We start from the raw sequence: 22,896 nt of genomic DNA, 5'->3' as shown, positions 1-22,896 counted from the left end.
TTGATGATAGCTACTTGGGTTTGTTTTTGTTAATTTTGAATAGGAATTTATCTAGCTGTTGTTGATTGAGTTTGGCTGCTGAAAAATCCGCAGGAGTATAGCTTTGAGACTCCGTTAATTGACAGTGATTTATTAGGTTTTTTAATGCTTCTATAAATCCTACAGCTAACTTTTCAATGGTGTCTTGCTTGTGAATTTTCTCACTATAAGTCCAAGTCATTTCCAGTTTTCCTCCACGAATAAAACCACTGATGCCTAATAAATGACTACGCTGATTGAGTAAGCTTTGTTTGGCTGTGAATTCTTTAGCCAAACCCAAGGATTCAGAGGCTTTCAGCACTTGATCGAATTGACCAAGGTAGTTAAAACTGATTTGTGCTGATGGTAGTGACTGTAATTTTTCGCGGATTGTGCTGTTTTCCTGCAAATATCGCAATACACCATAACCAATTCCTCGGTTGGGAATCTGCCGCAGTTGTTCTTTAACAAACTTTAAAGCGTTTCCTGGATGGTCAATTTCTTGTAGTTGTAACCTCACGGGGAATAATGTCGTAAACCAACCGACAGTGCGCGATAAATCTACATCCTCAAATAAGTCTTCCCTGCCATGTCCTTCCAAATCAATTAGTAAAGAACTTTCTCCTGTCCATTGGGCAAAACTTTGCACTAGGGCAGTCAACAGGACATCATTGATTTGAGTATTGTAGGCAGAGGGTACATCTTGTAAGAGGGCGCGGGTTTGTTCTTCATTTAAAGCCAGTGACACAGACGCGGTTGAGGCTACAGTGTTATTTTCTTGATCTGAAGGATAGTCTACTGGTAAAGCTGTGACTGGAATGCTAGATTGATTTAGCCAGTAATCCAACTCTTTGATAGCCTTGATTTGGGCATACTCTGTGAGGCGATCGCTCCAATATTGCCAGGAAGTTGTCTTAGGTGGTAATTTGATAACTTCATTGCGGCTAATTTGTTGGTAAGCAGTCGCCAAGTCTTCTAGCAAAATCCGCCATGAGACAGCATCAACAGCTAAATGATGGATAATGAAGAGTAAATAACTCGGTTTATCATTGCCTAATTGAAATAAAGCGACTTGTGCTATTACCCCCGTAGATAAATCCAGACTAGCCTGAAGTTCAGCATCAGTCGCTTTTATTGCTGTTTGCTGTTCTTGTGGTGATAGGTGGGACAAATCAAAGATACTCAATGGCACAGATTCCCGTGTCGCGGTGTTAATTTGTTGCCAGTTTTCTCCTTCCTGCACAAACCGCAGCCGTAAAGCATCGTGATGTCCTAACAGTTGTTGTAATACTGACTGCAATAACTCAGGTTGCAAATCTGATGGCACTTCTAACAGTGTTGACTGGTTAAAATAATTAGGTCTGGGTAATTTCTGCTCGAAAAACCAATTTTGAATAGGTGTCAACCTTACAGCACCAGTTACTAAACCTTGTTCAGCATTGATTTGGCGAGTGATACCCACTACAGCCGCTAATTCGGCAATGGTTTGATACTTAAATAGCTGTTTAGCAGCAATTTGGACACCCACCTGATTAGCTTTGGAAATTAACTGAATGCTGAGAATCGAGTCTCCACCCAGTTCAAAAAAGTTATCGTGGATGCCAACTTTTCCTATTCTGAGAACTTCCGACCAAATCGCCACTAATTTCTCTTCTATAACTGTACGAGGAGCAATAAATTTATCTTCGACATGATGAGAAAAATCGGGGGTTGGGAGAGCGCGATAATCTACTTTGCCGTTGGCAGTTATGGGGAGAGTTTTCAGCAGCATAAACGCCGCTGGAATCATGTAATTTGGGAGTTTTTCCTTGAGGAAATGGCGCAATTCATCAATTGTTGGTTGCTGATGCTGGGGAACAATATAAGCAACGAGTCGCTTTTGTCCGGGAACGTCTTCATGGGCGATAGCCACGGATTGTAACACTTGTGGGTGTTGTCTCAATACCGTTTCGATTTCTCCCAACTCAATCCGGAAACCGCGAATCTTCACTTGATTGTCAACTCGTCCCAGATATTCTAGACTGCCATTGGCGCGGAATCTTGCTAAATCCCCAGTTTTGTACAGTTTACTATTCCCTAGCTCCTCAAAGGGATTGGGGATAAATTTGGCATGGGTTAATTCTGGACGTTGCCAATAGCCTCTAGCTAGTCCTGCTCCCCCAATGTGCATTTCTCCAGGAACTCCTATGGGTACAGGTTGCAGATATTGATCTAAAATATAAACCTGAGCATTACTAATGGGTCGGCCAATGCTAACAGGTGCAACTGGGGTTAAAAGTTCTAAGGTGGTGACAACCGTTGCTTCTGTTGGTCCGTAACTATTAAACAATTGGGGGGCTGGGGAAAGATCAGCTACACAATTATGCCAATGTTGCACCTTTTCTAGTTGGACTTCTTCACCACCAATAATTACAGTTCTCAAACCTTCAGGAATGGGGGCATCTTCAGGGTTAAGTTCTGCTACTAACTGATGCCAGTATGCTGTGGGCAGATCCAAAACAGTCAATTGCCATTTTTGGCAATACCGCCAAAATTCATCACTGGAGTGGAGCATTTCTTCCGTGCGTAACACTAAGGTTGCACCAACGGACAGACAGGGAAAGATTTCCTCAATGGAAGTATCAAAGCAAACAGACGCAAACTGTAAAATCCTATCGCTGGTATTGATTCCATATTTATCAATGGCAGTGATTACAAAATTCATTAATGACCGATGTTCAATCATTACCCCCTTGGGTTTACCCGTAGAACCAGAAGTATAAATAATATAGGATAGGTGATGAAGTTTGACATCACTGTGCGGGTTAGCTGTGCTGTGTTGAGAAATGATTGACCAATCTGTATCTAAACAAATTGTTTTTCCTGTGTAATCTAGCCGTTGATTTGGGAATTTATCTTGGGTTAGCAAAATTCCTAGTTGCGTATCTGCGAGAATTTCAGCTATTCGCTCTTGGGGGTAGGATGGGTCAATAGGAACATAAGCGCCACCTGCTTTAATCACCCCAAGTAAGCCGATAATCATATCTAAGGAGCGTTCAATGCAGATTCCCACTAGGGTTTCTGGTTTAACTCCCAAACTTTGCAGATAGTGGGCTAATTGGTTGGCGCGATCGCTCAATTGACGATAAGTTAATTTTTGACCATCCTGTTCTACAGCTACAGCATCGGGTGTTAACTCTACCTGAGACTCAAACAACTTATGGATACAATTTTTCTGCGTATATTCTCTATGAGTCTGATTCCATTCCATCAATAATTCCTGCTGAGGCTGGTTTAGGATCGGTAATTCAGAAACTCGCTGCTCTGGGTTATCAACAATCCCTTTTAGTAAAACTTGATACTGATCTACCATCTGCTGGATTGTGGCAGCGTCGAATAAGTCAGCGTTGTATTCCCAAATAAGAGTAATTCCCTTATCTTTGCCATTTAGCTGGGAATGCGGAATCAACACAACATCAAGATCAAACTTTGTTGATTTGTTGCTGAGGGCTACATTCGTTGTGATGTTCAAGCCTGGTAAAGTTAAGTCTGGACGGGGAGAATCATGGAAGCTAAACATCACTTGAAACAGAGGATTATAACTTAAGTTCCGTATTGGCTTGATCACCTCCACGACCTTATCAAAGGGTAAATCTTCGTTAGCAAAGGCTTCCAGACTCACTTTGCGGACTCGACCCAGCAACTCCCGAAACGTGGGATTACCAGATAAATCGGTGCGTAAAACCAGGTTATTGACGATCATGCCAATTAATTGTTCTGTCTCGCGCATCCGCCGATTGGCAACAGCCGTACCCACACAAAGATCGTCCTGTCCAGTGTATCGGCGGACAATTACTAAAAATGCCGCCAAGGTCGTCATAAATAAGGTAATTCCCTCTTGACGGCTCAGAACTCTCAAGGATTCGCACAAAGTAATGGGCAACTCTAACCTGACTTGAGCGCCGTTGTAAGTTTGTTCTGCTGGTCGTGGGCGGTCATATGGTAATTCCAAGAGGGGCGGACTGCCGGATAACTGCTGCTGCCAGTAGGCTAATTGGGCTTGGGCTTCCTGGCTTTGCACCCATTCTCTCTGCCAACTCGCAAAGTCTACAAACTGGATTGGTAATTCTGGCAGTGGGGAGGGATGACCCTCACAGAAGGCTTGATAAAGTGCTAAAAACTCTTTCAAAAAGACGTTATTGAAAGACCAGCCATCATGAACCATGTGATGTTCAATGTGGACTAAAAGATGGTCTTGGTCATTCAACTTTAACAATAACCATCTGACTAAAGGCAATTTATCCAAGTAAAAGGGCTTCTTTACCTCTGCATCAAATAGACGTTGAATTTCTGCTTCTTGCTCTGACCCCGTAAATTTCTCGATGTCTACGACGTTTAATTCAATTGGTAAGGATGAGTGGATGACCTGAAATAACCGTCCATTGACTGCTGGAAAAGTTGTGCGGAAGATTTCATGTCTTTGCACAATCTCACTGAGACATTTTTTGAGGACTATGACATCGAGGTGTCCCTGAAATCTGAGAGTTGCTTGAGCTTGGTATGCTGTATTTTCGGGTGCTACTTCCTGGATGAAGTACACGCGCTCTTGAGCAAAGGAAACAGGTAACATTCCAGCCCGTGAAATCCTTTGTATAGCAGGACTTTGTAGTTTTTGTTCTAGGAGTTCATGCTGTTGAATGACACTAGCTAAACCCGCTACGGTAGGATTAGCAAAGATGTTTGCAAACGATAACTCAACTTGAAAACTGTCGCGTACACGGGAAAGGATTTGAGCCACTATCAGGGAATGTCCACCGAGATTAAAAAAGTTGTCATTAACTCCTATTTGCTCATAACCTAGTAAATCAGCCCAAATAGCCGCTAATTTTTCTTCAATTGGGTTACGAGGTGCAACAAAGCTTTCTTCTAAATCGGGGCGTGTGCGATCGCAAACTGGAAGATTCTGACGATCTACTTTGCCATTGGGGGTGAGGGGTAAAGAATCTAAAACGACAAATACCCCTGGAATCATGTATTGAGGTAGATTTTCTTGAAGTAAGTTTTTGAGGGTAGTAACAATTGCTTCCGGCTTTTGATTCAGAACCACATAAGCAAGCAGCCGTTTATCTCCAGGAATGTCTTCACGAGCAATTACCGCCGCTTGCTTAACATCTGGGTGTTGAATTAACAACTTCTCGATTTCATCCAATTCTATGCGGAAGCCGCGAATCTTGACTTGATTATCCACTCGCCCCAGAAACTCAATGTTGCCATCTGGTAAATAACGAGCTAAATCACCAGTTTTATATAATCTACTCCCTTCTGTCTTCTTAAATGGATTGGAAATAAATTTTTCCTTAGTTAATTCTGGACGGTTCAGGTAGCCTCTAGCTAACCCATCACCACCAATATATAATTCACCCGGAACGCCAATAGGAACTGGTTGAAGATTGTGATCAAGAATATAAATTTGTATATTAGCGATCGCCCGGCCAATGGTTGGTTGAGTTTCCCCAAAAGTACATTCTGCAACTGTGGCACAAACAGTTGATTCCGTTGGTCCATAAGCATTAAAGAAACGCCGCTCTTTTGACCATTGAGCGATCAATTTTGGATTACAAGCTTCTCCAGCAACGATGAGAGTTTGCAAGTTTGGCAATTCCTCTTTGGGCAAAGCTGCTAGTGCTGTGGGTGGTAGTGTGGCGTGAGTGATTGATTGTTGACGCAAAAATCGGATTAAGTCTATACCTGGACGCAAAGAATCTTGATTTCCCAGATAAAGACTAGCTCCAGAACACAAGGCCATCACAATTTCCGAAACTGAAGCATCAAAACTGAAAGAAGCAAACTGGAGAACACGGCTATTTTGGTTTACGCCAAACAGTTTTACTTGTGCTTGAGCAAGATTACATACCCCTCGATGCTGAATCATTACACCCTTTGGTGTGCCTGTAGAACCAGATGTATAAATCACATAGGCTAGATTTTCTGCCGTGACATCGCTAGTAGGATTTTCTTGATTTTGGCGAGTAATTAATTCCCAATCTTGATCTAAACAAACTGTTTTTGCACCACTGTCAGCAAAGCTTTCTACAAACTTTTGTTGTGTTAACAGCACTTGTACTTGTGAATCTGAAAGCATGAACGATAAACGCTCTTTGGGGTATGTGGGATCTAGTGGCAGATAAGCTGCACCCGCTTTGAGAATGCCCAACATTCCGATGATCATTTCTAGGGAACGCTCCACACAAATCCCTACCAGCACTTCTGGCTCAACACCCAAAGATTGCAAATAATGAGCCACTTGGTTAGCTCGGTGATTCAACTCTTGATAAGTAAGTTTCTGCCCCTCAAAAATGACAGCAATATTGTCTGGAGTTTTTGCCACTTGTGCTGCAAATAATTCATGTACACACAAATGTCGAGGATAATCTGCCCTGGTATCATTCCATTCTACCAATATTTTATGTCGCTCCTGCTCAGTTAAGGCAGAATAATCATCAACGTCATCATTAGAATCAATCACTATTTCTTGCATAAATTTAATTAAATGGTTGTCAATAATTAATCTTGGAAATCAAGCATCTCACAGCAGGATTGTAGGTTTTAGGTAAACTATTAATTCATCTAACTCTTGGGGGTTTTTCTATTAATTTTTTCTAAGAATTTATCGAGCTGTTGTTGATTGATTTTAGCAGCAGCAAAATCAGAAGGGGTATAGGTGGATGACTCCTTTGATTTGCAGTGAAGAATCAGGGTTCTTAATACTTCCATGAATCCCAGCCCGAACTTTTCAATACTCGCTCCCTTGTGAATTTTCTCGCTATAAGCAAACTCCATTTCTAACTTTCCTGAGTGAATCAATCCACTTATTGCCAAGAGATGGCTGCAATACCCCCGCTGACTTTGTTCTGATTTCCATTCTTTAACTGCTCCCAACATGGCAGAAGCAGACAGAACTTGATCAAATTGACCTAAATAATTAAAACTGATTTCTGCTTGAGGTAAAGTTTGGAATTTATTTTGAATTATGGAACTTGGATGTAAATATCGCAAGATACCATAGCCAATACCATGTTTAGGTAGGCGACGCAGTTGTTCTTTAACTAATTTCAAAGTTTCTGCTAACTGATTCCCCAACCCAAGGTTGAATTGTACAGGAAATAAAGTAGTAAACCAACCGACAGTCCGGGATAAATCTATATCTTCAAATAAGTCTTCTCGTCCATGTCCCTCTAAATCAACAATTAATGAATTTGCTCCTGTCCATTCATGAAAGCTTTGTGCTAATGCAGTCAACAAAATATCATTAATTTGTGTATTATAGGCAGCGGGAACATCCTGCAATAAGGCGCGGGTTTCCTCCTCATTTAAACAGAGAGTCAGAGAATTAGTAGCAGCTAGTGTATTTTCTGTTTTTTGGTCAGGATAATCTATGGGCAATGAAGTAATATTCCCCGCAAACTGGGATAACCAATAATCAATTTCTGTGGACAGGTTTTCTGATTGGCTATATGCTTGTAACTGATTTGCCCACTCTTGAAAGGAAGTTGTTTTGGCTGGTAATTTGATAGTTTCGCCACTACTAAGTTGCTGATAAGCCGTTGCTAAATCTTCCAGTAAAATCCGCCATGAAATGCCATCTACTACTAGGTGATGAATAATAATTAGTAATTGACTTGGCCGATTAATTCCTCGGTTAAACAGCGCAACTCGGACAATTTCCCCTGATGATAAATTCAAGCTGGCTTGAAGTTCGGACTCTTTGGTTTTAATTACAGTTTGTTGTTCCTCTAAAGACAATGCCGACAAATCTATAAGCATAAACGGCACTGTTTCTTGGGTTGTAGCATTAATATGTTGCGGGGGGTGGCTTTCAAGAACAAAGCATGAACGCAAAATATCGTGATGCGATAATAATTTTTGCACTGCTTGTTTTAATAAGTCTGGCTGTGTTATTGATGGAATCTCTAACAAGGCTGATTGATTAAAGTAATGAGCATCGGGGAAATTTTGCTCGAAAAACCAATGTTGAATAGGCATTAGCGGTATTGAACCTGTAACTAATCCCTGATTGGCTTTAATTTGCCGATTTGTGCCGACAACATTGGCTAACTCGGCAATAGTTTGATACTGAAACAGTTGTTTGGGAGTCAGTTGTAATCCGGCTTGATTCGCTCTAGAAATCATCTGAATACTGATGATTGAATCACCACCCAATTCAAAGAAATTGTCGTGAATGCTGATATTCGGTTGTCTTAAAACTTCAGCCCAAATTGCGACTAACTTTTCTTCTATGGGAGTCTGAGGCGCAACAAATCCTGCCGCTAAATTGGTGTCAGTAGTATCTGGGATTGGTAAAGCACGATGGTCTACCTTGCCGTTAGGAGTCATTGGTAGTTGATCTAATGGCACAAAGGTAGCAGGAATCATGTATGGAGGCAACTTCTGTTGGAGAAATTGGCGGATTTGCTCCAATTGGACTTGTGCTTGATTACCAATGATGTAGGCGACAAGACGCTTATTGCCAGGAATGTCTTCACGGGCAATGACGACGGCTTGATTCACCTGGGAATGTTGATTTAATATTGTTTCAATCTCACCAAGTTCAATCCTAAAACCACGAATTTTTACTTGAGAATCTATCCGTCCCAGGTATTCTAGGTTGCCATCAGGTTGATAACGAACTAAATCCCCGGTTTTGTATAATCTACTTTCCTCTGTGTTGACAAAAGGATTTTTAATAAATTTTTCTGCGGTCAATTCTGGCAGGTGCAAATAACCCCGTGCCACACCTGCACCACCAATATGGAGTTCTCCTGGTACTCCGATGGGAACGGGTTGCAAGTATTTATCTAAGACATATACTTGTACATTGCTAATAGGTTTACCAATGGGGATTTCCTGACGATGGAGAGTATTGTCTGATAATTGACTCAAAGTGGCAATTACAGTGGTTTCCGTTGGACCATAGCTATTAACTAATTTTGGATAATTACCTACCCATTTATGCCATGTTGCTACTTTTTCAGGTAGCGCTCTTTCTCCACCAATTATTACTAGTCGTAATGTTTCTGGTAAGGATAAATTGCCATTGGCTAATTCATTTACTAGCAAATGCCAGTAGGCTGTTGGTAAATCCCATACTGTTAGTCCCCAATTTTGGGACTGCTGCACAAATGCAGACACAGACTGTAACATTTCTTCTGTCCGCAGCACTAAGGTAGCACCACTGCCTAAACAGGGATAGATTTCTTCGGCGGCGGTATCAAAACTAATGGAGGCAAATTGGAGAACCCTATCGGTGGGGATGATTTGATATGCGGCGATCGCAGTTTGAGTAAAATTAACTAAGGAATGGTGTTCAATCAGCACTCCTTTGGGTTTGCCTGTGGAACCTGATGTATAGATGACATAAGCTAAGTTGGTGGCTGCTACTGCCTGGTCAGGGTTTTCTTGACTTTGGGTAGCAATTACAGTTCTTTCGGTATCTAAACAAACTATTTCTATGTGATGATCGGCGGCGATGGTTGCCCATTGTTGCATTGTTACCAGAATTGGTAGTTGAGCATCATTGATTATATCGCTCAATCGTTCGGCGGGATAGGCAGGATCTAAGGATACATAAGCGCCCCCTGCTTTGAGGATTGCCAAAAGTCCCACGATCATCTCAAAGGAACGTTCAATGCAGATGCCAACTAATGTATCGGGTTTTACTCCTAAGTTTTTCAGGTAGTGCGCCAGTTGATTAGCTTGTGTATTTAATTCTCCATAGGTAAGTTTTTGATGATCAAATATCAGTGCTACTGCATCAGGATTTTTGTCTACCTGTTCTTCCACTAACTGATGAATACATTTCCCTTGAGGATAAGCTGTTTTAGTCTCGTTCCAGTTAATTAATAATTGATGCTGCTGCTCTTTTGTGAGGAGGGGATATTGGGAAATTCGTTGATCAGGGTTAGCCACAATCTCTGCTACTAACGTTTGATATTCACCCGTCATCCGTTCAATGGTGGTGACATCAAACAGGTCACTATTATATTCCCAAACAAGAGTTATGCCCTCTGTTTCTATTCCTTTGGCTTCTTCTTGAGAATTGCGCCCTACCCGTTGTTCAGAACGAGGCATCACAACAACATCAAGATCGAATTTGGCTGATTTATTGTTGAGTGTCTCATGCTGTTTAATGCTCAATCCAGGTAGATTCAAATCAGGTAAAAGAGCATCATGGAAGCTGAACATCACTTGAAATAGAGGATTGTAGCTGAGATTTCTTTCTGGTTTGAGAATTTCTACAACTTTATCAAAGGGTAGATCTTCGTTAGCGTAACCTTCCAAGGTGACATTACGCACTTGAGCCAGAAGTTCTCGAAAGGTGGGGTTGCCAGATAAATCTGTGCGGAGGACGATGTTATTAACAATCATGCCAATTAACCCTTCTGTCTCTCGCCAACGGCGATTAGCTACCCCAGATCCCACGCAAAGGTCTTCTTGTCCGGTGTAGCGGTAGAGCATGGTCACAAAAACCGTAAACATACTCATAAATAAAGTCACCCCTTCTTGACGACCCATTTTTCTCAGGGCTTCACAAACATCTAGGGGCAGTTCCATGCGTACCATGCCGCCTTGGTAAGTTTGCTCGACTGGTCGCGGGCGATCGCCTGGTAACTCTAATACAGGAGGACTACCAGCTAATTTTTGTTGCCAATATTTTAGTTGGGCTTGTGCTGGTTCTGTTAACACCCACTGTCGTTGCCAATGGGCAAAATCGGCAAACTGGAGTGAGGGTTCAGTTAGGGGTGAGGGTTTTCCTTCTGAATAGGCTTGATATAATGTTAATAATTCTCGCAAAAATAAATTGAATGACCAACCATCATGAACCATGTGATGTTCAACATGAACTAACACATATTCTTGGTCGCTTAATTTTAATAATGTCCAACGAATTAATGGTAATTGACTAATATCAAAAGGCTCGTGAACTGCAATCTCTGTTAATTTTTGTACTTCCGATTCCTGTGCTGATTTGGGAAAATTTGACAGATCAATTACTGGTAATTTTACAGGTTGAGGTGGATGAATTAATTGTACCAACTTGCCCTCTACTGCCGGAAATGTCGTGCGGAAAATTTCATGACGACGCAAAATTTCGCTGAGACTTTCTTCTAGAATATCTATGTTTAAATTGCCCTTGATTCGCAAACTCTCTTGAAATTGGTAAGCAGTCATGGAGGGCGCTAATTGCTCAATAAAATACACTCGTTCTTGGGCAAAAGAAACAGGTAAATAACCCTCTCTGGAAATCGGCGTAATTTTGGCTAGGGGTAATGGTTGTTGTAGTTGCTGCTGCTGGATAATTACCTTAATTAAATCGTTAATCGTCGGGTTTGCAAAAAGTTGTCCAAAGGATAATTCAATTTGGAAAACATCCCGAATTCGAGACACAATTTGTGTGGCGATTAGCGAATGACCGCCTAATTGGAAAAAATTATCATCAATACCAATCTGTTCTACACCAAAAACCTTACCCCAGATTTGGGCAAGAGTTTCTTCCTGTGAGTTGCGCGGTGCTACAAAGGTTTCTTGAATATCAGGTATGGGAAGTGCTTGACGATCAATTTTCCCATTGGGAGTCAGAGGTAAAGCGTCTAGGGAAACAAAGACACTTGGGATCATGTAGCTGGGTAGCTGGTTTTTCAGGAAGCTGGGCAGCGTTGTACAGTTAATTTCCTCTTTTGATGATGGGACAATATAAGCTACCAAACGTTTGTTTCCAGGAACATCTTCCCGCAGAATAACTATGCTTTGAAAAACTTGGGGATGTTGATTGAGGAGGGATTCAATTTCTTCTAGTTCAATGCGGAAGCCGTTAAATTTTATTTGATTGTCAATTCGTCCTAAAAATTCTATGTTGCCATCTGGTAAATACCGTCCTAAATCACCAGTTTTATATAATTTTGAATTGTCAAGGGGATTTTTAATAAACTTTTCTGCGGTCAGTTCTGGGCGGTGCAAATAGCCCTTTGCAAGTCCAGCACCACCAATGTATATTTCTCCTATGGTTTCAGTCGGAACTGATTCCAGGTTTTGATCTAAGATATAAATTTCGATATTATCCCCCATTGGTTTACCAATAGGTATTTCTGTTCTTTCTAGTTGGGTGGCACTCAAACTGGATAAACAGCAAATTGAAGCAGCAACGGTAGTTTCAGTGGGACCGTAGCTATTAATTAACTGAGGGAAATTTCCGACATTCTTGAGCCACATTTTCACTCGTTCTGGTAATACCCGTTCTCCGCCAATAATTACTAAGCGTAGTGATTCAGGTAATGCTATGGGATTCATAGCTAATTCATTTACTATTAAGTGCCAGTAAGCTGTCGGTAAATCCCAGACAGTTATTTGCCAATCTTGAGATTGCTGTACAAATGAGGAGACGGAACTTATCATTTCCTCAGTTCGTAGAACTAAAGTTGCACCACAACTTAAACCAGGATAGATTTCTTCAGCGGCAACATCAAAACTGATCGAGCTAAATTGGAGAATTCTATCGCCCGTGGATATGTTGTATTGAGCTATCGCCATCTGGGTAAAATTCACCAATGAATGGTGTTCAATCATTACCCCTTTGGGTTTTCCCGTTGACCCTGATGTGTAGATGACATAAGCCAAATGATCAGGTTTAACTGTATTCACAAGATGGCGATTCCTAGGTCGCGCTTCGCTATCACTATGATCAAAAATTGCATCATGTTGACTATCCAAACAAATAATTGTCCCTGAATAATCAGATATTAAAGTGGACCATTTTTCTTGCCTTACCAACACAGAGATTTGAGCATCTTGTATCATGTAGTTCAATCTTTCTGCTGGATAATTAGGATCTAGCGGCAGATACGCTCCCCCAGCTTTGAGAATTCCTAATAAACCCACTATCATCTCTAGGGAGCGGTCTAGACAAATTCCTACAAGTACCTCAGTTCCTACCCCTAGTTTTTGCAAATAATTAGCCAGGAGGTCTGTTTGCAAATCTAATTCCTGGTATGTCAGTTGCTTATCCCTAAACACGACAGCTATTGCTTGCGGAGTTCGAGCAACCTGGGCTTTAAATAACTCATGAATACATTGTTTCAACATAAGTTTACGGGTTGTTGAATAAGTTGTTGGTGATAGCGTAGCGTGACGTAAGTCATAGGGAACAGTTTCAACTAAGATATTTTACAACACACTGCGTTGCATTCGCATCCTGGATCATTTTTTGTTAGAAAATAATGGCCTTTGAGAGTGTGACCCGAAAAAATCAGACCCACAGGCCATTTTTCTATTCTCACTATAGCGGTATGCACTTGGTAAATAATTGGACAAAATCAATTACACAAAAATCTGGACTGAAATCCTCGATTGGCAAAAGATTGGTAAATAACCAATATGCAATTAATTCTGTCTTGGCACTTACTATTCGCTCTTAAATGTTACCCAATTTAATAGTGAAATTATTCGTTTTCATCAACAATTTCCACTATTCTGGGTTCTGAAGCTGGTTCTGTGGAAGTAGAACTTACTGAACTTAGATGATCTTTCAATTTAGCTTTTAGCTCGTCTGAAATGGGTAGCTCTTCAATTTCCTTGATAAGTAATGTTTCTGACTCGGTTTTGAGCCGTTCTGAATAAACGGCCTTAATAATAGCTTCAATCCCGTATGCAGCAACACTATCTCCTACAACTGTTGTCAGACCAAGTAACCCTATACCACCAAGGATGCCCAAGGGTCCGCCTATTGCTGTGAGCGCAGCAACAATAGCAGCATTACTACCTGCTGATGTGACTGCTAAAATTAATAGAATTACGCCTGGAAGACCCAGACCAGCAAGTTTTTTTGCGATTTCGTCCATTTTGATCACCTAAAGTCCTGATATTGTTGGTTGAAACTTTTCTAGTGGGAATGAAATTGGAGTCTTGATATGGCAAGAAACCGATTCTAGAATTTATACTAAGTTAGCTAAAAGTCATTCGCTTTCAAATCAATTTTTAACATTTCCCTCCCTATTCACCTTAAATTTATAGCCATTCTCAATAATTTGGGACTTACACACTACAAGAATTAACCATCATTTGCATCTGTGAAAACTATACAACCTATTTGGTATTTTCTGTCCATACGTAAGTTTTATGATTAATCAAAAAACACTACAAATCAGGAAATTTAGAAAAGTCAAAAACATGACGATGAACTGATAGCTAGAATAACATTTCCATGCATAGTAATTCAGCAATATGAAATAAAATAGTAGCTTTATTATTACTCAAAAAGGTGTCCAATTTCCTATTTGAAGGTTGAAATACCTACTTTTCCTAGCGAGGGTAAATAGGGGCTGCTGAATAAAGCTAGAACTGAGATATATCAAGAGTTTGAAGGTAAAAAAGGTGAATCAGGTGCAAGGAATAAGGGTTGAAATTAGCAAAAACCTATCACTTGGATTCAATACTATTCTTCTCTTCTCTTCTTCTAATTCTTCCTCCTGACCCTTCGACAAGCTCAGGGCATCGCTCCTGACCCTTCGACAAGCTCAGGGCATCGCTCCTGACCCTTCGACAAGCTCAGGGCATCGCTCCTGACTCCTGACTCCTAGCCCTCACAGACAACTTTTTCAGCAAACCCTAAATAGTTTTTGCTTTCTGAACTCAGATGATTTTTCAATTTGAGTTTTAACTCGTCTGAAATGGGTAGCTCTTCAATTTCTTTGACAAGCAATCTCACTGACTCAGTTTTGATTCGTTCTGAATAGACGGACTTAATAATAGCTTCAATCCCGTATGCAGCAATTGCATCTCCTAAAACTTTTGTCAGTCCGAGTAAACCTATCCCTCCGACAATGCCAAATGGTCCGCCTACTGCTGTAATGGCAGCAACAATACCAGCATTACTACCTGCTGATGTGACTGCTAAAAGGAGAAGAATTACGCCCGGAAGACCTAGACCTGCAAATTTTTTCACAATTTCATCCATTTTATCACCTAGCATTCTCGTATTGTGGGTTAAATATTTTTTATTTCCCTCTTTTTTAGATTTATTTTTCATCCAGAAGGTGGCTAATTTTCCCCTTTATGGCTGATATTGCCACTGTTCTTGGCGAGGCCAAATAGTTTTTACCTGTAGGATCGCCACTACGTCCTTTAAAGTTGCGATTGGTTGCATAAACTCCTGTTTCTTCTTTATCTAACACCCCCATTCCAGAATTAATACAAGCTCCACAACCTGACTTGAGAATCTGTGCGCCTGCTTGTGCAAAAATTTCCAGATAACCCAAGGCTTCAGCTTGTTCACGAATCTCTACGGAAGCAGGGACCACAAACAAGCTCACGCCATCTGCCAGTTGACGACCTTGTAAAACTTCAGCAGCCTGGGCTAAATCATAAAGCTTGCCCCCCGTACAAGAGCCAATAAAAGCTTTGGTAATCGGAGTCTCCTCTAACTGGCTAATAGGTATGACCTGATCTGGTTTTGGAGGACGGGCAACTTGTGGTTCTAAATTACTGAGGTCAAATTGATATACTTTTTCGTATTCAGCATCAGGATCGGCAATCATTTCTACAAACCCTTGTGTAGAACGACTTCTGACATAATTTCGGGTTGTTTCATCAGGAACAATTAACCCACAGACTGCACCACACTCAATAGCCATATTAGCTAAAGTCAATCGTTCATCAAAAGGTAGTTGTGCGAGTATTGATCCTCTAAACTCCATTACCTTACCGGTAGCACCAGCACAACCAATTTGACCTAAGATAAACAAGATAATATCTTTGGCACTAATATGGTGCGGTAGAGTTCCCGATAAATCAAATACTAATGTTGATGGAACACGAATCCACATATCCCCCATAGCATAGATATTCGCCATATCCGTAGTTCCCACTCCTGTGGAAAAAGCTCCTAATGCTCCATAGGTGCAGGTATGGGAATCTGTGCCGGCAATGATCATCCCTGGTCGGACAAATCCTTTTTCTGGAAGTAAAACGTGACAGATACCTGCGGCTTCCCCTGGGGAAACTACATCAAATAAGTAACATTCTTGGTCTTTGGCAAACTGAACCATCTGTTGATACATGAGTTCAGCTTTGTGATCAACACGGATGTCATTGACTTGGATGAAGTGATCTGCGACTAAAACTACCCGTTGAGCATCCCACAGCTTTGCATCTTCTCCATAGTGTTTATAAAATATTTTAGCGACAGGGCTGGCCACAGCATCGTGGGATAGGGCTAAATCAACTTGAGCAAAAACCACTTCTCCTGGAGTGACGTAGGTATTACCAGAGGATTTGGCTAAAAGTTTTTCCACTAAAGTCATGGGTCGCGGGGAAGTCGCGCTGGCAGGAATGGTAATTTTTCCCTGACGACGCTTTTGATTAAAAGGTATCAATCCACCGGCTGCGGCGATCACATTAACTACCGGATTCTCTGGTTTTTCTCCTAAAATTTCCAGGGGAAGTCCAATATTAATGCTATTGCGATAAAAAATTTCTGCGAACGATTTCGCCCGAATCAGTTCTATTCCGGCAGCTTTGATGGCAATGGGGGCAATTTCTCGACTAGAACCACAGCCGAAATTTTCTCCGGCTTCAATCACATCGTATTTTAGTAACTCCCCTACTCCAATGAGATGTTCTAAAGCATAGTGTTTCAAATTATCAGGGTCATCATTTGTCGCCCGGTTGGCAGGCATAATATCATCAGTATTGATATCATCACCTAAGTATAAAATCTGTTTGATACTACTCATAAAGCCCCCGGAATTGAGAATGTTGTTAGCTGGAAAGTTCTTCTAGTAAAAGGTCAATTAATTTTTCAGTATTGACAAATATTTCAGAGCCTTGGGGAAACAAATCGGCTGTCCGATATCCTTCAGATAACACTTGCTCTTGCGCTGCTATAATTCGTTGGGCAGCACCCACTTCCCCCCATTGCTGAAGCATTAAAACACAAGCTCCAAGAGTTCCTAGAGGATTAGCAATTCCTTTGCCAGCAATGTCTGGGGCTGTACCGTGAATGGCTTCGTATAGTCCAAATCCATCAGCATTCAGACTGGCTGACCCTAATAAGCCAATAGATCCAACTAAAGCTCCACCAATATCGCTCAGAATATCTCCAAACATATTGCCCGCCAAAACTGTATCAAATCTCTGGGGATTAAGAACCATTTGCATGGCTAAGTTGTCTACCAGCATTGGTTCAACAACAACACCTGGAAACTTGATTGCTTCTTCTTGGACTATACGAGTCCATGGCAAATGAGGCAAAGCATTTTCTTTGTGAGCTACGGTGAGCAATCCTCTTCGCTCTTGGGCTTTTTGTAAAGCTATACGAGCGATTCGTCGAATCTCTTCATCGTAGTAGAGCATGGTATGGTAGCCATAAGCTCCCTTTTCATCTGAAGAACGTCCAGCCGGTCCAAAATAAATCCCACTAACTAATTCTCGAATGATTAGTATATCGAGTCCTTGAACCTTTTCTGGCCGAAGGCTAGATTTATGCACTAAACTATCAATAATCCGAATTGGACGCAGATTGCAAAAAAAGTCATAGTGCTTTCGCAGTTCTAGGAGTCCCCCTTGGCTAACCGCACCAAATACAATCCCATTAGCTCCATCGCACAGTTGGACAGTGGCTTGAGGGAAATAACTACCCATTTGCAAGAAGGCAGTTGCACCAAGCCAACCATAGTCTACCCGCAAGGTAAATCCTTCAATTTTAGCGACGTGTTGAAGAATTTGCAAGGAAGCTTCTACAACTTCTGGACCAATTCCTTCCCCCGGTATGGCGACAATCCGATAAGATGGCTTACTTAAAGACCCCATTTTTCCGTATTTGTTAAGTGAACTACCCTGTAAGTCTTACGGACAGGGCTTCCCAATTCATCGGGAATAGCCTCTCTTGTCTTAGTAGTTCTGTTGGCCTGAGAGTTAGACATTCCCCCCAAGGACAGGAGTCCTGATTCCCAAGACACTTACCTATTAGCTTGGAAGTCTCTTACGGCGTTGGTACTAATAAGGATTAATACATCTTTAAATTGTTAAAGCTGAACTTCCCTCAGTAAAAACATTGACAATTTTGAAAATAGCATTGATTTGGCACTTTTCGTCGTATGAAAATACCAAGAATTATTGCTGACTACGGCAGGCTAGAAGCACAACCAAAAATATAATAATAGACAATCTAATATATGACAATACCTTAGCTAAAGATAATTTTTGGCAAAACTGCCAACAATAAGCTTAAACACAGGACTTACATGGGATTTCTCACAAAGAAAGGAAAAAAATCTGGAGATGATTTCTTAGTGAGGGCTTCAGCCCGCAAATGGGGCATAAATTCCTCACTACGAACTTTAAATTATTCAAGCCGTTCTACTTAACCTAACAACTCAATGTTAGAAAAGATGAAATCTTGAATAGAAATGCGTTCTGCGATTTCCGTGCGGATTTCCCGACGGTTAAGAATGTAGTAATTTCCTACCTTCTCATATTCATCAGTAAAATCGCTTTTACCGCCCTTTTGAGCGCCGGTTTCGGGGTCATGATAAACAGAATTGTATGTGTGAGAAAGATATCCTTCTCCAGTGTCGTGACTGCTGAAAGTGTCAATAGTCACAAAAGTACCGTGAATTAAACGGTGAACGTGGCAAACTTCATTGTTACGCACTTTGTACTTATCTCCTTCTGACTTTCCACCAACAAAAATTTCGACTGCGCCGGTTGCGTCAGTTTCACCGGGTCTAAAAGTATTTGCGCCGTGGGTTTGTTCAAAAGCGCGACGGACACGGTGAACGGCGATTTCCCAAGCTTGTCCGTGAATGGCTTTTTTAGCAGCTTCGTCTTCCACATTCAGAACTTCTGCCTTCATATTGGCATCAATCACCACTTGACCTTTGATCACTTGGTCATCATACTTATAAGTAATATCTGCGGTATAGCCAGGGAAATTTTCATCCCAAGTATAACGGTTTTGATAAGCAGCCTGAAAAAGTTCTTGGGCTGAGATTTGAGTAACTGTCATCGTGCTTGTCCTCTGGTTACAAGTTAAAATAGCTTTTTATCGTTGCTGGTATTAGCATAGAGGTAATTATCGAGGTTCGCATAGACCCCAAATGGGTACACTTATGGCTAAAACTCTCCACGCCATTTTTCAAGCGATCGCTAATGTCCAAAATGAGCAAGAATTAAAACTAGCTCTCATGGATACCATTGGCGACCATTTTGCAGTACAACATTGGGGTATGGATCTCCTAGGTGACCAATTAGATACTCAAATTGAAATTCCCGCTGTCTGCTTAGAAGCTAACCCCATTGGGCGTTATGTTGTCGAACGTCACGCCCCCACCCATGAACAATTAATTTTATCCCCAGAAGACTGGAAAAACTATTGCACTCGTCACGAACACGTAATGACTGGTCCGATAGTTTGTAATGGTCAATTAGTGGGGACTTTAAACTTTGCTCGTGACCCCGGAAGTCAGCCTTTTGATAGTAATGATTTAGCTGATTTAAGTGCAGTTTGTTTACATTTATCAGCGAAAATGGCCACACTCCAAGCAACACCAAAAACCTTTGCATCTGCTGGTAATTGTCCTCTCACAGCGCGAGAATTAGAAATTGCCAAATTAGTGGCTCAAGGTTTAACTAATGGGGAAATTGCCGTTAAATTATGGATTACTCAAAATTCTGTCAAGCAAGCTTTAAAAAGGATGTTCCGTAAATTAGAGGTTTCTACTCGTGCGGAAATGGTGGCAAAACTACAAGATAGATTAGTTTCCTAATAGCTATAAGTAGATCATAATAAAATGATAGATTATAGATACCCGACTTCTTAAATAAGTCGGGTATCTGAGTATTCAAATATATTACTCTTTTGCTACAGTTAATATCAAAATATTTTGTTAATGTCAAAAGAAATCCGATTATATTTTGATAATTGTAGGTTGGGTTAAGCGACAGCAACCCAACAAAATTTCAGAAATGTTGTCTTGATTTATAAACATAGTTTTATTCTATTATGCACAAATTATTAACTGGATCTTTGAGTACAGAAAAATTGACAGTAAAAATCCCCAACTTACCTCTATCATTAGCAGGATTAAAGTTGGTACAAATGTCAGATTTTCACTATGATAATGGTCTATTATCAGAAAAAATGTTAACAGAAGCAATTGCAGTTAGTAATGCCACAAAACCAGATTTAGTTATTTTAACTGGCGACTATGTTAACACAATTGCTAAACCAATTCATCAACTAGCACTAAGATTAAAAAATCTAGAAAGTCGCTATGGTGTCTATGCTATCCTTGGCAATCATGATATTTGTTATCCCAGTTCAAAATCAGAAATTACAAATGCTTTAACAAATGTGGGGATTAATGTACTTTGGAATCAAATTGCTTACCCAGTTGGAGAAAAATTACCTCTAGTGGGATTAGCGGATTTTTATGCCAAAGAATTTAATCCAGAAGCAATTATGAATCAACTTGATTCTACTACACCTCGGATTGTCTTATCTCATCACCCAGATACAGCCGAAATCCTCAAAAAATGGCGGGTAGATTTACAATTATCTGGTCATAGTCACGGTGGACAAATCGTAATTCCTGGACTGGGACCCGCAATGATTTACTATGCAAAAATAGTCAAAAAAATCCCCAAAAAAATTCGGCGTAAATTACCATTTTTACGGAAAACCCATTCTATATTACGCCATTGGCAATGGTCACAGGGTTTACATAAAGTGGGAAATAATCAATTATATGTAAATCGAGGTCTAGGAACTTATTTCCCCGGACGGTTATTTTGTCCACCAGAGGTTACTATTATTACTTTGGAAGTCTCTCCATGAAGATTTATAGAATAATAGACCGCAGATAAACGCAGATAAACGCAGATGAAGACGGATGAATAATTTCTTCCTTTGCGCCTTTGCTCCTTTGCCCCTTTGCGCGAAACAAAAACAATATAGTACAATAGAAAATTAGCATCAAATTGTGATTTTTTATGTCTGCTACGCCGTTTGTATCTCAGCTAGATTCTCCTAACTCCACTAAATCTCAACTTCTTCCCCCTCTCCTTGGTGCTTCCGTGACGGAGTTAACTGCTTGGGTACAGCAGCAGGGACAACCGAGTTATCGGGGTAAGCAATTGCATGATTGGATCTATAATAAGAGTGTGCGATCGCTCGCTGATATTTCTGTATTTCCGAAAAATTGGCGTTTGCAAGTTGCAGATGTTCCCATAGGTCGTTCTTCTCTACATTACCGTTCTGTTGCCCCCGATGATACCGTCAAATATCTCCTCAAATTGACTGACGGGGAAATTGTGGAAACAGTGGGTATTCCCAGCGATAAACGCTTAACAGTCTGCGTTTCTACTCAAGTTGGTTGTCCTATGGCTTGTGATTTTTGTGCGACTGGGAAAGGTGGTTACAAGCGTAATCTTACCCGTGCGGAAATTGTTGATCAAGTCCTGACTGTCCAAGAGGATTTTCAAGAACGGGTGAGTAATGTGGTATTCATGGGCATGGGTGAACCATTGTTGAATACGGAAAATGTGCTTTTAGCGATTAAATCCATTAATCAAGATCTGGGAATTGGTGCGCGATTTATTACACTGTCTACTGTAGGTATCCGCGATCGCATTCTTGAAGTCGCCCAACACCAACTACAAATTACCCTCGCTGTCAGTCTCCACGCACCCAACCAAGCATTACGAGAACAACTCATTCCCAGCGCCAAACCCTACCCCATAGAAGACTTACTGGCAGAATGTCGAGAATATGTAGAAATAACTGGACGCAGAGTTAGTTTTGAATATGTTCTTCTCGCTGGAGTCAACGACTTACCCGAACACGCTTTAGAACTATCAAAACGTCTGCGGGGTTTTCAAAGTCACGTTAACTTAATTCCCTATAATCCCATTCAAGAAGTAGATTATAAAAGACCAACCCGTGAGAGAATAGAAGCCTTTGTTAATGTTCTTCAACAACAAAATACTGCGGTTAGTGTCCGTTATTCTCGCGGTTTAGAAGCTGATGCTGCTTGTGGACAATTAAGAACAACAAAAAGGTAATTATAATTGTCAATTATTTCCTAGCATAAATTCCTGGTGCATAAGCCTCAATTACTTTACCGGTGCGGGTGCAAGTTATCATTAGGTAATCGCAACTAGGGCATTGTGTCCGCGTAATTTGACTATCAGAAATATAGTGACGTTCAGCAGCACTACCGCAATTTGGGCAATGAATCTTTTGTGATACTTGCATTTTAAAACCCCTGGATTTAATAATTTTTTAGAAAAAGTGACAAAAATTGTTTAATTGTTGTGAATGTGAAAAATTTGATATCTTCGGTCATTATCTTAAACCTGATAATTATTATCATCATACCTGAGATATATAAATTTACTTTAGATGTAACTTTCCTTAGATTAGCAGTGATCCCTATGGTGCAATCCTTGAGATAGTCTTGTTTATTCTTGTGGAAAAATAAATTATTTTTCCATTCAAGCGTTACCAAATAGAAAAAACTGTAATCAAAGTCACAAAATCAATAGTTTTATATTTAATTAATATTTGCACAGACCACATACCTATCCCACCAGTCATACAATTATTGTGGGGTGGGCTTCTAGCCCGTCCATTTAGTATTTAGGGAACATCAAAAAATAAATTACCCAATTTTGTGGGATGGGCATCCTGCCCGTCCTTGATGATTAGCGGGCAAGACTTGTACTGAGCTGGTCGATAGCGCAGCGTGGCGTTAGCCATAGTATGCCCGCACTACAAGAAATTTTTGGGTATTTTTTTAATTGGAAGTCCCTTATACTAGATACTAGGAAAATATATTAGTCCGTTTT

The 22,896-nt window shown here is 40.7% G+C and carries 11 protein-coding genes and 1 pseudogene; 3 read left to right on the top strand and 9 right to left on the bottom strand.

The features are described 5' to 3' along the window. Positions 1–10: 10 nt before the first annotated feature. From ANA_RS05040 to ANA_RS05010, 8 genes and pseudogenes are all read right to left on the bottom strand, one after another. Positions 11–6,535, bottom strand: coding sequence for a non-ribosomal peptide synthetase (locus ANA_RS05040; protein WP_015078976.1), 6,525 nt, complete (start codon positions 6,533–6,535; stop codon positions 11–13). Positions 6,536–6,624: 89 nt separating this feature from the next. Further along, on the bottom strand, positions 6,625–13,134 hold the full coding sequence (locus ANA_RS05035; protein ID WP_041457714.1) for a non-ribosomal peptide synthetase: 6,510 nt from the start codon (positions 13,132–13,134) through the stop codon (positions 6,625–6,627). A gap of 356 nt (positions 13,135–13,490) precedes the next feature. Further along, positions 13,491–13,889: a hypothetical protein gene (locus ANA_RS05030; protein ID WP_015078974.1), complete on the bottom strand. Its 399-nt coding sequence runs from the start codon at positions 13,887–13,889 to the stop codon at positions 13,491–13,493. A gap of 734 nt (positions 13,890–14,623) precedes the next feature. Then, the gene (locus ANA_RS05025; protein WP_174783013.1) at positions 14,624–15,004 is read right to left on the bottom strand and encodes a hypothetical protein; all 381 of its coding nucleotides are present in this window, start codon (positions 15,002–15,004) and stop codon (positions 14,624–14,626) included. 61 nt (positions 15,005–15,065) lie between these two features. Next, positions 15,066–16,349, bottom strand: a complete 1,284-nt coding sequence (locus tag ANA_RS05020) for a 3-isopropylmalate dehydratase large subunit (protein ID WP_371260399.1) — start codon at positions 16,347–16,349, stop codon at positions 15,066–15,068. A gap of 132 nt (positions 16,350–16,481) precedes the next feature. Beyond that, a pseudogene (leuD, locus tag ANA_RS28440) lies at positions 16,482–16,631 on the bottom strand (3-isopropylmalate dehydratase small subunit); the annotation flags it as partial. Positions 16,632–16,806: 175 nt separating this feature from the next. Then, entirely contained in the window at positions 16,807–17,856 is a 1,050-nt protein-coding gene (locus ANA_RS05015) for an isocitrate/isopropylmalate dehydrogenase family protein (RefSeq protein ID WP_015078971.1), read from the bottom strand. 553 nt (positions 17,857–18,409) lie between these two features. Next, the gene (locus ANA_RS05010; RefSeq protein WP_015078970.1) at positions 18,410–19,054 is read right to left on the bottom strand and encodes a DUF3386 domain-containing protein; all 645 of its coding nucleotides are present in this window, start codon (positions 19,052–19,054) and stop codon (positions 18,410–18,412) included. A gap of 103 nt (positions 19,055–19,157) precedes the next feature. Between ANA_RS05010 and ANA_RS05005 the strand changes: the two genes are divergently transcribed. The 3 genes from ANA_RS05005 (at position 19,158) to rlmN (ending at position 22,110) form a co-directional block, all read left to right on the top strand. After that, a complete protein-coding gene (locus ANA_RS05005; RefSeq protein ID WP_015078969.1) occupies positions 19,158–19,814 on the top strand; it encodes a LuxR C-terminal-related transcriptional regulator in 657 nt (218 codons plus the stop codon). 236 nt (positions 19,815–20,050) lie between these two features. After that, positions 20,051–20,884, top strand: a complete 834-nt coding sequence (locus tag ANA_RS05000; protein WP_015078968.1) for a metallophosphoesterase — start codon at positions 20,051–20,053, stop codon at positions 20,882–20,884. Between the two features lie 155 nt (positions 20,885–21,039). Next, positions 21,040–22,110, top strand: coding sequence for a 23S rRNA (adenine(2503)-C(2))-methyltransferase RlmN (rlmN, locus tag ANA_RS04995; RefSeq protein ID WP_015078967.1), 1,071 nt, complete (start codon positions 21,040–21,042; stop codon positions 22,108–22,110). Between the two features lie 13 nt (positions 22,111–22,123). Here rlmN and ANA_RS24130 read toward each other — a convergent pair whose 3' ends face one another. Beyond that, on the bottom strand, positions 22,124–22,303 hold the full coding sequence (locus tag ANA_RS24130; RefSeq protein WP_015078966.1) for a hypothetical protein: 180 nt from the start codon (positions 22,301–22,303) through the stop codon (positions 22,124–22,126). Positions 22,304–22,896 lie beyond the last annotated feature (593 nt).

The sequence above is a fragment of the Anabaena sp. 90 genome (genome assembly GCF_000312705.1).
Classification (GTDB): Bacteria; Cyanobacteriota; Cyanobacteriia; order Cyanobacteriales; family Nostocaceae; genus Dolichospermum; species Dolichospermum lemmermannii.
The sequence above is the reverse complement of the archived record's forward strand: the minus strand, read 5'-3'. Positions and strand labels throughout refer to the sequence as shown.